Source organism: Bradyrhizobium sp. LCT2 (genome assembly GCF_009931255.1).
Lineage (GTDB): Bacteria > Pseudomonadota > Alphaproteobacteria > Rhizobiales > Xanthobacteraceae > Bradyrhizobium > Bradyrhizobium diazoefficiens.
The window spans coordinates 4,897,370-4,908,998 of record NZ_CP034432.1; the positions used below are offsets into that span (position 1 = coordinate 4,897,370).

The window sequence follows — 11,629 nt, forward strand, 5'->3', positions numbered from 1 at the left end:
AAATGTCGACGCGCGCACTTGCGTGCGCCGATGCGTGGATCGTCGAGTTGCAGCAGGCGACGGGAAGTATCGATCTTCTTACAGAAAAAAATTTGCATCGATCTCGCGAATTCGATGGCTTCATGTCGTGCCCTCGATCACTTGCAGTGCCGGCAAGAGGCGTTGCTGGAAAGATGGCGATGTCGATCGAATGACTCGAGGACGAGAGGCGTCTCAACTCATTACAAGACCGCGCGAAAAAAAGATTTGGCCGGTGCATCGCTCGAGTTTGATGTCCGTCAAAAGGGCATCAACGACGCGACCTAGCGTGTCGGCTCGCGAGTGGATAGAGCATCGCGGCGCGGTTGCGATCCGCAAACATCGCGCGAGAATGGGAAGCACGCTCTTGATTGACGAGACGATCCAGGTGGCCGGTCGGCCGCTGCAAGTTGCATTTCTGCTGCGCCGCCGGCTCTGGGAGACGATCACGATCAGATCGGTGCTGGCCAAGCCCCGGCGCGATGTCCGGCTGGATTTGTTTCGCGGTCTGGCGAACTGGCTGATCTTCCTCGGACACATTCCGAATTCGGTGCTGGTCTGGTTCACGACGCGCAATTACGGCTTCAGCGACGGCGCCGATCTGTTCGTGTTGATCTCCGGCTACACCGCGACGTTCGTGTTCGGCACCATGATGATGGAGCGTGGCTTCGTCATTGGGGCAACCCGGCTGCTGCGGCGGGTATGGCAGCTCTATGTCGCCCACCTTCTGCTGTTCTTCGTCTATCTCACCGCCGTGCATTACCTCGCGCACAGGTTCGACGACCTTCACCTGATGGATCAGTTCAACGTCGCGCCGCTGATGGACTTTCCCGTCGAGACGCTCTCGCAAGGCCTGGTCCTCAAGTTCAAGCCGCTCAATCTCGACGTCCTGCCGCTCTACATCGTGCTGATGGCTGCGTTTCCCGTCGTGCTCTGGTTCATGTTGCGATGGCGGAACGCGGTGATGATCAGCTCGTTCGGTCTCTATCTGGCCGCCCGCCATTACGGCTGGAACTTGCCCGCCTATCCGGCCGGGGTCTGGTATTTCAATCCGTTTACCTGGCAACTGCTCTTCGTATTCGGGGCCTGGCTGGCATTGGGAGGGGCGACCGCAAGTCGCTGGCTGCTGTCGTCCCGCACGCTCCTTGTCATGAGCGGCGGCTTTCTGCTCTTCGCGCTTGTGATGACACTGGCCGAGCGAATTCCCGAGCTCAGGGGCTACCTCCCCGAGGGACTCGTCGCCGTCTTCGTACCGAACGACAAGACCAATCTCAGCCCCTATCGGGTCGTTCATCTGGCGAGCCTGGTGCTCATCGTCGTCTCGCTCGTTCCGATCGGTTGGCCGGGACTGAAGTCGCCTTTCCTGCAGCCGTTGATTCGATGTGGCCAGCAATCCTTGCCCGTGTTCTGCGTCGGTCTCTTCCTTTCGTTCATCGCGCATTTCCTGCTTGATTTTGGATCGGAGGGAATCCCGGCTCAGCTCATCGTTGGAGCCGCGGGCCTCTGGATCATGACGGGCGTTGCCTACTACCGGACCTGGTCGAAGGGCGTGGACAGAAGCCGCTCGTCCGGGCAGGGCGGGGAGGCGGGCGAATGATAACTTCCGAGTTGGTTTTCACCGAGGACGTGCAGGGCGTCATCCTGCATGGCCTGCACTGGACCGCATCGACGATCGAGCTGCTTGGCGTGGTGGTGATCGTGTGCGGCGTGGTTGCCGCAACGGTCTGGTCGTTGAACGAGATGCGGCGCGGTGCGCCTGCAGACGCATTTCGTTCCTATCGCGCGAACCTCGGTCGCGGCATCCTGCTTGGCCTCGAATTCCTGATTGCCGCCGACATCATCGGAATGGTCGCGATCGTGCCGTCGTTCGACCGGCTCGGCATCCTGGCCTTGATCATCGTGATCCGCACCTTCCTGAGCTTCTCGCTCCAGATTGAAATCGAGGGGCGATGGCCGTGGCGAAGGCATGACAGGGAGGTGAGCGATGCAGCACGCAGCGGCCTTTGACACCTCCGTGCGTAAGAGTTTCCGGCGCGTCGCGTCTATATGGCCTGACCCGCACCTCGCTGCCCTCATCGCCGAAATCGATGAGCAGACGACCATCCGAATCAAACCCTGGAGAATGACCATGAATCGTCCGAAGAAATTTGTCGTGAGCGCAGCCGCCCTTGCCGTCCTCGTGCTGGGTCCGGGTGGACTGTCGTCCGCAGTCGCTGCAACCGATCTGACTCGCGTCGCGATGATGGACGACGACAAGATGTCGAAGATGCCCGCACCGTCGGATTCCAGCGGCAAGATGAATACGGGACAGCCATCGGGTCAGCCGCAGAACATGAGCGGCGGCCAGATGAACGACGATAAGATGAAGATGCCGCCGCAAGGCCAGATGCGGGACTGCCAGGGCGCCGGCTGCCAGGACAATTCCGGCATGATGCAGATGATGCAAATGATGGAGAAGATGATGCGCGGCCAGATGAGTTCGTCTGGCAGCAACGGCGCGATGAGTGGCCCGGCGGACGTGACCGAGCGGCTCGAAGGGCGGATCGCATTTCTGAAGGCGGAATTGCAGATCAGCGACAAGCAGGTTGCCGATTGGAATAATGTGGCGGATGCCTTGCGGTCGAGCCGGCAGCACCTGCTGGATGCGCGCAAGATGCTCGCGATGGATGACAGGCTGGGAAGCGCGGACCGTCTGGAGCATTACGAGCGGCACCTGTCCGAGCGCCTGGAGGCGCTCAAGGCGGCTCGCGTGGCCTTCACGCGGCTCTACGCGTCGTTGAACGAGAGCCAGAAGCAGACAGCAGACACGATCCTGCTGCCTCTGATTGCGTCGTTCTGAGCGTTGGAATCGAGAGCGAGATCATGTTCGGTCTGCCCCTTCGATGTCGAGCCGGCCTGTCTGCGCTCGTCGTCCTCACGAGCCAGCTTGTGGCGAATGCCGCGCTCGCATCGGACTTCGGCCTCGGCCGCGCGCATCCGACAGGGCAGGTCGCTCAGGGTTGGGAGCTGGCGCAGGCAGAGGACGACCACGCCGCACATCATCCCGCAGCGTCCGGCTCCGCAGGCGGTGCGGCCGGCGCGCCGCCCGGCGGCGCCACGCCGGGGATGATGGGCGGAATGGACGGCATGATGGGCCGGCCGCGCAAGGAGTTTTATCCGGCATTGATGGAGATGCCGTCGCTGTCCGCCGAACAGCGGAGCAATCTGGAGATCCAGGCGCGCGAGCGGATCAGCGCGGAGACCGATCGCTTGGCGGGTGCTGAGATGGATCTGCGGCACGCCATTGCCGGGAGCGACATCGTTGCCGCGGATCAGGCGGCGCGTCGGCTTCGCGAATCCCTGAACGCCGTCCAGAGTGGCGTGGTCGCGCTGCGCTCGCTGCACGAGGGCAAGCCGCCGCAGCAAATCGCACAGGCCTGGTTCAAATCGCAGATGAACCTCCTGCCTCAGCGCGGCGCCATGGATGCGGATGACGGCACGCCAGGGGTCTCCTGGTTTCACGTCACGACCATGGCGCTGCTGGTGCTGTTCTCGCTCGCGATGCTTGCCGTCTACCTCGCGCGCATGCGCCGGGCGAACGCGCTGGTCGACCGGCTGACGCGCGCTGCGGTCGCTCCGGCTGCTGCCGCGCCCCTCGTGTCCCCGCCGGCCGCCGGCGTGCCGAACGACAAGCCCGAGGCGACATCCTCCCAGGAGACAGATCGCCATCCGCGGCGGGTTGAGGCGAGCCGCTCCTGGAAGGGCAAGCTGAGGATCTGCGCGATCTATCAGGAGACACCGAACGTGAAGACCTTCCGTCTGCAAGCACCAGACGGCGGCGCGATTCCGTTTGCATTCCTGCCGGGACAGTTCCTGACCTATGCCATCGAGATCGACGGACAGGCCGTCAGGCGTTCCTACACGATCGCATCGTCCGCCGCCCAGACCGCCTATGTCGAGACCACGATCAAGCGCGAAGACGGCGGGCTTCTGTCCGACTACATGCATGGCCACCTGAAGGAGGGAGACCTCGTTGAAGTGGCGGGCCCCTCAGGCGCCTTTACATTCACGGGCGTGGAAGCCGACAGCGTCGTCCTGATCGGTGGCGGGGTCGGTATCACGCCGCTGATGGCGGCGATCCGGTATCTCTCGGATATTGCATGGCCCGGCCAGATCTACCTCGTCTATGGCGCGCAGACGACCGAGCAATTCATTTTCCGGGACGAGCTGGAATATCTTCAGCGCAGGATGAGCAATCTGCACGTCGCGGCCACGATGGTGCGGGCCGCGGGCACGTCGTGGATGGGAAGCGAGGGGCAGATCACGGCCGAGTTCCTGACGCAGGCTGTGCCCGATCTCGCCAGACGACGCGTTCACCTGTGCGGTCCGCCCGGAATGATGGACGCGCTCAGAAAGACGTTGATCGGGCTCGGCGTTCCGCGCGAGCAGATCAAGACGGAGGCCTTTGGGGCCGGCCCGCGGCGCCGTTCCACCTCCCGGCAAGGTCGCGGCCGAAGCGCAAATGCCGGCCGCCGAGGCGAGCAATCGAGGGGCTGCGACAGTCGGTCCTGCAACAGCCACCATTCGCTTTGCGACATCCGATAAGGTTGTGGCGCTGCCTCCGGACAAGAGCGTCCTGGAGGTGGCCGAGAGCGCGGGCGTTTCGATCGATTATTCCTGTCGGGTCGGGGTCTGCGGCGTCTGCAAGACGCATCTGTTGCAAGGAAACGTCACGATGGAGGTCCAGGACGCCTTGACCGCAGACGATAAGGCGAACGGTCTCATCCTGGCCTGCCAGGCGAGATCGGTCGGAGATCTGGTCGTCGAGGCCTGACATGATGGATGGGAGAGAGCGCCTGATCGCCGACGTCGTTCTGGCGGCCCTGTTGCTGCTGGTGCCGGCTTTCCTGCTGCACTCCGACAGCCGGTTCGCAGGAAGCCTGGCGGGCTTTGTCCTCGGGGCCGGTGCGGCCGTGCTGATGGTTCTCCTTCTCGTCTATCCGATGACGAAATACAGCGTGGGTTTGAAGGTCCTGGTCACGCGAGGCGTGTCGATGCCGACGCTCCTGGCGTTTCACGCCTATGCCGGAATCGTCGCAGCATTCTTCGCGCTTCTGCATACCGGTCATAAGTTTCAAAGTCCGCTTGGGATTGCCCTGGTGACCAGCATGCTGATCGTTGTCGTCACCGGATTTGTCGGGCGGTACTACCTGCCGCAAACCGCGATGGAGCTGCGCCAGCAGCAATCGCGTCTGGCGACCTTGAGGTCGGCCTATGAGCACATTGCGTCGGCGATGTCGTCGCCCGATCGTGTGGTCCGTGAGGGGGACGCCGTGCCTGCATCGACGTTGCCGAATGTGCCCGTGCTGCAACTCGTCGATGGTATTTCCGATCTCGAATCGGCGATCGGATCCAGCGAAGCAATCAAGAAGATCTTCCTGAAGTGGATCGGGCTGCATGTCATGGCGGCGATCGTCATGTATGCGCTGCTGGCGGTGCATGTGGCGGCCGAGGTCTATTACGGGCTGCGGTGGCTGGCGTGACGATCAGGGGCGTGCTCTACGCCGTGGTCGCGACACTGGCCGTCGCAAGCGCGGCCGTCGTATCGATCGCTCTCTATCGGGGCAGCTCCGAGCTAGTCCCGGGCTGGACGAGATTTGTGATGCCCGGGCCGCTGTCCGGGAAGCACGCTTTTCTGTCCGACAGATGTGAGAGCTGCCACACGCCGGTCAGGGGCGTCGACGCAGCGGCCTGTATCTCCTGTCACGCGCCTTCCGCCGCGGATCTCGCCAAGCAGTCGACGGCGTTTCATGCCGCGGCGGGCACTCAATGTTCCGGCTGCCATCTCGAGCACATGGGCGAGTTGCGGCCGATCAGGATGGACCACGCGGCACTGCTGCAAGTCGCGGCGGCCGGCTCCGGCACGAAGTTGTTCGACCGGTCCGCAGCCGATCAACTGACTGCGGACCTGAAGGAGTTTCTCGGCCTGCCAAAGTCAGAACGGCGGGAAAAGGCTGCGCTCGACTGTGCCAGCTGCCACAGCAACCGGGAGCCGCACCGCGAATTGCTCGGACGGGACTGCGCGGATTGCCATGGGCTCGCGTCCTGGAAGATCGCCGGTTTCCTGCACCCCTCGCCGACTTCGAGGGACTGCGCCCAATGCCATCAGGCGCCGCCGAGCCACTACATGGGCCACTTCGTCATGATGGATCGGATGATCACGGGACAGGAGCACGCATCGGTCGATCAATGCTTTCTGTGTCACAGAACCGACTCGTTCAACGACATCAAGGGCACCGGCTGGATGAAGCACCATTGACGGATTCGGTCGCGCGACGGAGAGGGGTGCAATATATTACAGGGCTCGACGAAAGAAATCGGGAGCTGATTTCCGCGCCGCATCTGGCACGGCGCACGACTCTCATCGCCGTTCTTGCAATGTCGAAGCCGCGAGCGTCGTTTTCTGTTGGCCGTCACTGCAACCAGAGCTATATGTTTCCGGTCGGGACAGCAGGTGCAGGGATGATTGGCTTGCGAAAGCCAAGGCGAAGATGGTGGGGATGGCTTGTCGCCATCGCTTACCTGCTCGCGTCGATGACGCCGTCCCTCGCGATCTCGATCTCCCTCGACGTAGCGATGCAGTGCGACCATCCGAGCGATCAGCCTGGAGATACGCATGAGCACGATCACGCTGGCGGATCGGCAGTACATTCGCATGACGTTGCGATGGCCGGGGATTGCGACGACGACCATGACCGGTCCGGCGAGCGGCATGCGACCTGCTGCGGCTCGGTGCTTTGCTTCAGCGCCGTGTGGCCGCAAGCTCCGGCCGTTGCGGAGCTCGTCGTGCCGCGCTCGCGCTGCGAAGCGCAGCCTGACGTGATCGGCGACGAAGGCACGTTCCGTCGCCACTACCGGCCCCCCATCGCCTGAGATAGCTCCTGAAAACCGGACTGCGTCGCTCCAGGTGCGAGCGCGGATCGACTCGTCTGCGAGAGGCACGTTGCCATGCGGATGACGACGATGCGCGTCAGGACCTCACGCGCGGCGGAGTGACGGCGCCGGCCTCGGTGCTGTTCCCGCACGCTGCGTGCTGAGAGGAAGAACGCCGAAAGAGCGATCGCCGGTTTGCGGAAACAGAGGTCGCCACGTGAGCGCCGCTGTCGCAGCGATCGCTCGCGCCCCCTGTTCGGGAGGCTGCCGCACCGGCTGATGGCAGCCGCGCCGTCGCGTTCCCGCTCCAACGAAGCGATCTACCGAATGTCATGCAAGGACGATGGGTCATGAAATCGCCGAACGAGAATCTGCCGATGCTGACAGCCGGCACCCTGGAAGTGCAGGAGGCAGTCGTTCGTGCTGCCCTCGTCGGCAGCTACGATCGCCTTCGCAATTATTTGCAGCGGCGTTTTGGCGGGAAGGCGGAAGCGGAGGAGGTGCTCCAGGCGTTCATGTTGCGTGCACTGGAGCGATCCGGCGACATTCGTGATGCGGACTCGGTTCGAGGCTGGCTGAGCAGGGTCCTAGCCACGTCCATCGCAGACTTTCACCGCCAGGCATCAAGGAGCAGGACTCGCGAGATGCCTTTTCCGCATGAGCTCAACGACCGTCTTGCAGCCGATCAGGATTCCGCTGCGAATGCCGCGGTCTGCGAGTGTCTTCATACCCACCTGTCCCTGCTGAAGCCGGAGCATGCCGAAGTCATCAGAAGGGTGGATCTCGCCGGTGAGCCGCGGGAGCTGGTTGCGGCCGATCTGGGAGTGACCGTCAACAACCTGACCGTCCGCCTTCATCGCGCCCGGCACGCCCTGAAGGTGCGTCTGGAGCAGACCTGCGTTGTGTGTTTGGAGGAAAGCTTCTGGGAATGCCGCTGCGCTGATAACCGAGGTCCGACCTAGCCTGCCTCGCGGCGGCGACTCGCGTTGCCGCCGCGCTGGGCGAGCCGGCTGCGATGCAGTGCGAACAGCTCCAGCACCTTGTCCGCCGGCTTTGCGGCGCTGAACAGATACCCCTGCATTTCGGAGCAGCCGAGCGTGCGGAGCAGGCGCTGCTGCTCCTCGGTCTCGACGCCCTCGGCGGTGGTGGTCATGCGGCGGGCGGCCGCCAGATTGACGACGGCCTGGACGATGCTGGCGGAGCCGTCGGGACCGGCGATGTCGTTGACGAAGCAGCGGTCGATCTTGATCTTGTCGAACGGGAAGCGGTGCAGGTAGCTCAGCGAGGAGTAGCCGGTGCCGAAATCGTCGAGCGCGATGCGCACGCCGATGGCGCGGAGCTGGTGCAGGATCGCCAGCGCGGTGTCGTCGTCGCGGATCAGCACCGCCTCGGTGATCTCGAGCTCGAGCCGGCTGGCCGGAAAATTGGAGGCGGCGAGCGCCGCCATGATCTTCAGCGCCAGCGTGCCGCTCTTGAACTGCACCGGCGAGACGTTGACGGCGAGGCGGATGTCGTCGGGCCAGCTTGCGGCGTCGCGGCAGGCGGTGGCCAGCACCCATTCGCCGATCTCGTTGATCAGGCCGGTATCCTCCGCGATCGGGATGAACTCGACCGGCGAGACCATGCCGCGCTCGGGATGGCGCCAGCGTACCAGCGCCTCGCAGCCGGTGATGCGGTCGTCCTTCAGGCCGAGGCAGGGCTGGTAATAGACCTCGAGGCCGCCTTCGAGCCCCCCTTGGGCGATGGCGTGGCGCAGGTCGATCTCGAGCTGCCGCCGCTCGCGGACCTTGGCGTCCATCTCCGGCTCGAAGAAGCGATAGGTGCGGCGTCCGGCGGATTTGGCGGCGTACATCGCCAGGTCCGCGTTCTTCAGGATCTGATCCAGCACCGTGCCGTGTCCGGGCGCCAGCGCGATGCCGATGCTGGCGTCGGTGGTGAGATGATGGCCCATGCAGTCGAAGGGAGCGCGGATGGCCTGGAAGACCCGGGCGACGAGATCGTTGACCTGGTCCGGCGACGTCACCGCGCCCTGCACGATGGCAAATTCGTCGCCGCCAAGCCGCGCCACGAAATCCGCCGGGCCCGCGCAGCGGCTGAGGCTCGTTGCGACCGATTTCAGGAGCTCGTCGCCGACGAGGTGGCCGAGCGCGTCGTTGACGCCCTTGAACTCGTCGATGTCGATGTAATGCACCGCGATCTCTTCGCCGTCGGTGATGGCGGCCAGCTCCTGGCGCAGATGCTCGTGGAACATGGCGCGGTTGGGCAGGTCGGTCAGCGCGTCATAATGGGCGAGGTGGGTGATGCGCTCCTCGATGCGCCGGCGCTCGGTGATGTCCTCGTGCGTTGCCACCCAGCCGCCGTCCGCGAGCGGCTCGTTGAGGATGTGGATCGAGCGCCCGTCGGCGGTGTCGACCACCATGGAGTTGCGCGCGTGGATGTCGCCCAGCACGCGCGCGACATAGCCGTCGACGTCGCCGGTGAACGAGCCGGTCGCGCTGCGGTGGGCGATGATGTCATGGAAGCTGGAGCCGGGCTTCACCACCTCGGGCGACAGGCCGTACATCTCGATATAGCGTTGGTTGCACACCACGAGCCGCTGCTCGGCGTCGAACAGCAGCAGGCCCTGGGTCATGTTGTTGACGGCGCGGTCGAGACGCTGCTTTTCCAGCGTCAGCCGTTCCCGCGAGAGGCGGTGCTGCTCCAGAAGCTTGCGCACGATCGCGATCAGCACGCCGGCGATGGCGAGCGCGGAAGAGGCGGCGACCGAGATCAGGATGCCGATCTGCTCGCGCCAGTCCGTCAGGGCCGCCGCGCGCGTCGTGGTGGCCATCATCAGGATCGGGAAGTGGGGCAGGGCGTGCGAGGCGATCAGGCGGTCCTCGCCGTCGACGGGGCTGACGAAACGTCCGGCAAAATGGTCGAGGCCGAAGACTCGCTGCTGCGAGAACGGGCCGTTCCTGAAGTTCCGTCCCATCAATTCGCCCGAATGCGGGTAGCGGGCGAGCAGCGTGCCGTCACGATGCAGCATCGAGATGGTCGCGCCTTCGCCGAGCACGACGGACTCGAAGAATTTCTCGAAATTGGCCGGCTCGATGCCGCGTCCGACCACGCCCATGAACTCGCCGTTCGGGCCGACGATCTTGCGGACGATCAGGATGGTCCAGGCGCCCGAGATGCGGCTGTGCACCGGCTCGATCAGGACGTCGGGCGCATCGGGGGCATATCGGAAGGTGCGGAAATAGGCGCGGTCGGCGACGTTGACCTTCGGAGCCGGCCACGCCGTCGACGAGTTGATCAGATTGCCTTCGGCGTCGATGACGTTGACGCCGCCCATGTAGGGAAGCGCCTCGATCTTCGAGCGCAGCAGGCGGTGGATGTCCTGGCCGGAAAGGCGCTTGCGATAGTCTTCCGCGCTGGCAATGCCGATCGTGCGAACGTGGTCGACAAAATCCTTCTGGATGACCGCGAAATCCTGCAATTGCTGGTCGAAATGATGGGCGAGCATCAGCACGGTGTTTTCGAGCTCGCGGCCGGAGTTGCGCAGCGCGCGCTCGCGGAAGTTCTGCGCCATCAGGACCGCGCCGACGGCGATCGCGGCGATCAGCAGCGTGCCGCCAACGACCAGCCAGCGGATCGGCCCGCTGCGCACGAAGACCTGGTCAAAGAGGCGACTGCCGTATTTCGTCATCATGTGGATCGTTGCCGCGCACACGCCAGGATCAATTCTTGATCCTCAAAACATCCGTTGGTTTACGGGAACGGTGTGGAGGCGAAGTTAGGAAGCGCGGTTAATGCGACATGAATGCCCACAGGCAAAAGCAATCGATACGCGGGATGCAGGACGTGCAGGAATTGCCGCAAGGATCCTGCGATGCCTGTCAATTCCTGCCGGCCGCACGATGATCAACCAAGGCTTAACCATCTAACATGCTGACGATCCTCAAGCCGGCGTTGGCACGTGATTGGCGAACACGCATGCCAACGACACAGAGAGGGCGCGACGATGAAAAACACCTTGAAGAACTTCCTCGCCGACGAGCGTGGCGCGACCGCGATCGAATACGGGCTCATTGCAGCCGGCATCGCGCTTGCGGTCATCACCGTCGTGAACGGCATGGGCAGCAAGCTCAACACGAAATTCGGATCGATCAGCACTTCGCTGAAGTGAGAACCGCGCGGTCAGGCGCGGTAGTGGCCGGACTTGCCGCCGAGCTTCTCGACGAGATGGATGCCCTCGATGCGCACGCCGCGCTCGACCGCCTTGATCATATCGTAGATGGTGAGGCAGGCGACGGACACGGCCGTGAGCGCCTCCATCTCGACGCCGGTCGGGCCCGTCACCTTCACGCTGGCACGGACGAGGCAGCCCGGCAGCTTCGCGTCGGGCTCGATATCGACCGTGACCTTCGACAGCGCGAGCGGATGGCAGAGCGGGATCAGCTCCGAGGTGCGCTTGGCGGCCATGATGCCGGCGATGCGCGCGGTGCCGAGCACGTCGCCCTTCTTGGCATTGCCCGAGACGATCAGGTCCAGCGTCGCCCTGGTCATGAGGACGCGGCCTTCCGCGACCGCAAGCCGTTCGGTCGCGGGCTTGTCCGAGACGTCCACCATCCGCGCCTCGCCGGAGGCGCCGATATGGGTGAGGGCAGGGCCGGACTTTGTTTTCGACGGCCTTGTCTTGGACGGCTTGCGCGCCATG

At 63.9% G+C, this 11,629-nt stretch carries 10 protein-coding genes and 1 pseudogene; 9 read left to right on the forward strand and 2 right to left on the reverse strand.

The genetic code is table 11. From position 1 onward, the window contains the following. Positions 1-385 precede the first annotated feature (385 nt). From EI171_RS23655 to EI171_RS23690, 8 genes and pseudogenes are all read left to right on the forward strand, one after another. Entirely contained in the window at positions 386-1,615 is a 1,230-nt protein-coding gene (locus tag EI171_RS23655; protein ID WP_202633206.1) for an OpgC domain-containing protein, read from the forward strand. Next, a complete protein-coding gene (locus tag EI171_RS23660) occupies positions 1,612-2,025 on the forward strand; it encodes a DUF1622 domain-containing protein (RefSeq protein WP_011087586.1) in 414 nt (137 codons plus the stop codon). The genes EI171_RS23655 and EI171_RS23660 overlap by 4 nt, the downstream gene beginning before the upstream one ends. Next, positions 2,003-2,857, forward strand: coding sequence for a Spy/CpxP family protein refolding chaperone (locus tag EI171_RS23665; RefSeq protein ID WP_246740253.1), 855 nt, complete (start codon positions 2,003-2,005; stop codon positions 2,855-2,857). Before EI171_RS23660 ends, EI171_RS23665 begins: the two co-directional genes overlap by 23 nt. Positions 2,858-2,880: 23 nt before the next feature. Then, positions 2,881-4,831, forward strand: a pseudogene (locus EI171_RS23670) (FAD-binding oxidoreductase). Between the two features lies 1 nt (position 4,832). Then, entirely contained in the window at positions 4,833-5,540 is a 708-nt protein-coding gene (locus EI171_RS23675; protein WP_161534813.1) for an iron reductase, read from the forward strand. Between the two features lie 119 nt (positions 5,541-5,659). Beyond that, on the forward strand, positions 5,660-6,316 hold the full coding sequence (locus EI171_RS23680; protein ID WP_342714473.1) for a class III cytochrome C family protein: 657 nt from the start codon (positions 5,660-5,662) through the stop codon (positions 6,314-6,316). Further along, positions 6,313-6,930 carry a hypothetical protein gene (locus EI171_RS23685; RefSeq protein ID WP_161534814.1) on the forward strand — a complete coding sequence of 206 codons (618 nt, stop codon included), beginning with the start codon at positions 6,313-6,315 and terminating at the stop codon, positions 6,928-6,930. Before EI171_RS23680 ends, EI171_RS23685 begins: the two co-directional genes overlap by 4 nt. 350 nt (positions 6,931-7,280) lie before the next feature. Next, positions 7,281-7,892, forward strand: coding sequence for an RNA polymerase sigma factor (locus EI171_RS23690; RefSeq protein ID WP_161534815.1), 612 nt, complete (start codon positions 7,281-7,283; stop codon positions 7,890-7,892). On the opposite strand, the gene EI171_RS23695 is transcribed toward EI171_RS23690, so the two are convergent. Beyond that, positions 7,889-10,621 (reverse strand): EAL domain-containing protein, encoded by a 2,733-nt coding sequence (locus EI171_RS23695; protein WP_161534816.1) that lies wholly within the window; start codon positions 10,619-10,621, stop codon positions 7,889-7,891. The genes EI171_RS23690 and EI171_RS23695 overlap by 4 nt on opposite strands. 312 nt (positions 10,622-10,933) lie before the next feature. Between EI171_RS23695 and EI171_RS23700 the strand changes: the two genes are divergently transcribed. After that, complete coding sequence (locus tag EI171_RS23700; protein WP_028171796.1) at positions 10,934-11,098, forward strand: Flp family type IVb pilin; 165 nt, start codon at positions 10,934-10,936, stop codon at positions 11,096-11,098. Positions 11,099-11,109: 11 nt separating this feature from the next. On the opposite strand, the gene moaC is transcribed toward EI171_RS23700, so the two are convergent. Beyond that, positions 11,110-11,628, reverse strand: coding sequence for a cyclic pyranopterin monophosphate synthase MoaC (gene moaC, locus EI171_RS23705; RefSeq protein ID WP_161534817.1), 519 nt, complete (start codon positions 11,626-11,628; stop codon positions 11,110-11,112). Position 11,629 lies beyond the last annotated feature (1 nt).

What these genes read in the sequence shown, in the direction of transcription:
- EI171_RS23680 (WP_342714473.1), top strand. Translation starts at nt 5,660, where the DNA reads ATGCCCGGGCCGCTGTCCGGGAAGCACGCTTTTCTGTCCGACAGATGT.
- EI171_RS23695 (WP_161534816.1), bottom strand. Translation starts at nt 10,621, where the DNA reads ATGATGACGAAATACGGCAGTCGCCTCTTTGACCAGGTCTTCGTGCGC.
- EI171_RS23700 (WP_028171796.1), top strand. Translation starts at nt 10,934, where the DNA reads ATGAAAAACACCTTGAAGAACTTCCTCGCCGACGAGCGTGGCGCGACC.
- EI171_RS23665 (WP_246740253.1), top strand. Translation starts at nt 2,003, where the DNA reads ATGCAGCACGCAGCGGCCTTTGACACCTCCGTGCGTAAGAGTTTCCGG.
- EI171_RS23660 (WP_011087586.1), top strand. Translation starts at nt 1,612, where the DNA reads ATGATAACTTCCGAGTTGGTTTTCACCGAGGACGTGCAGGGCGTCATC.
- EI171_RS23690 (WP_161534815.1), top strand. Translation starts at nt 7,281, where the DNA reads ATGAAATCGCCGAACGAGAATCTGCCGATGCTGACAGCCGGCACCCTG.
- EI171_RS23675 (WP_161534813.1), top strand. Translation starts at nt 4,833, where the DNA reads ATGATGGATGGGAGAGAGCGCCTGATCGCCGACGTCGTTCTGGCGGCC.
- moaC (WP_161534817.1), bottom strand. Translation starts at nt 11,628, where the DNA reads ATGGCGCGCAAGCCGTCCAAGACAAGGCCGTCGAAAACAAAGTCCGGC.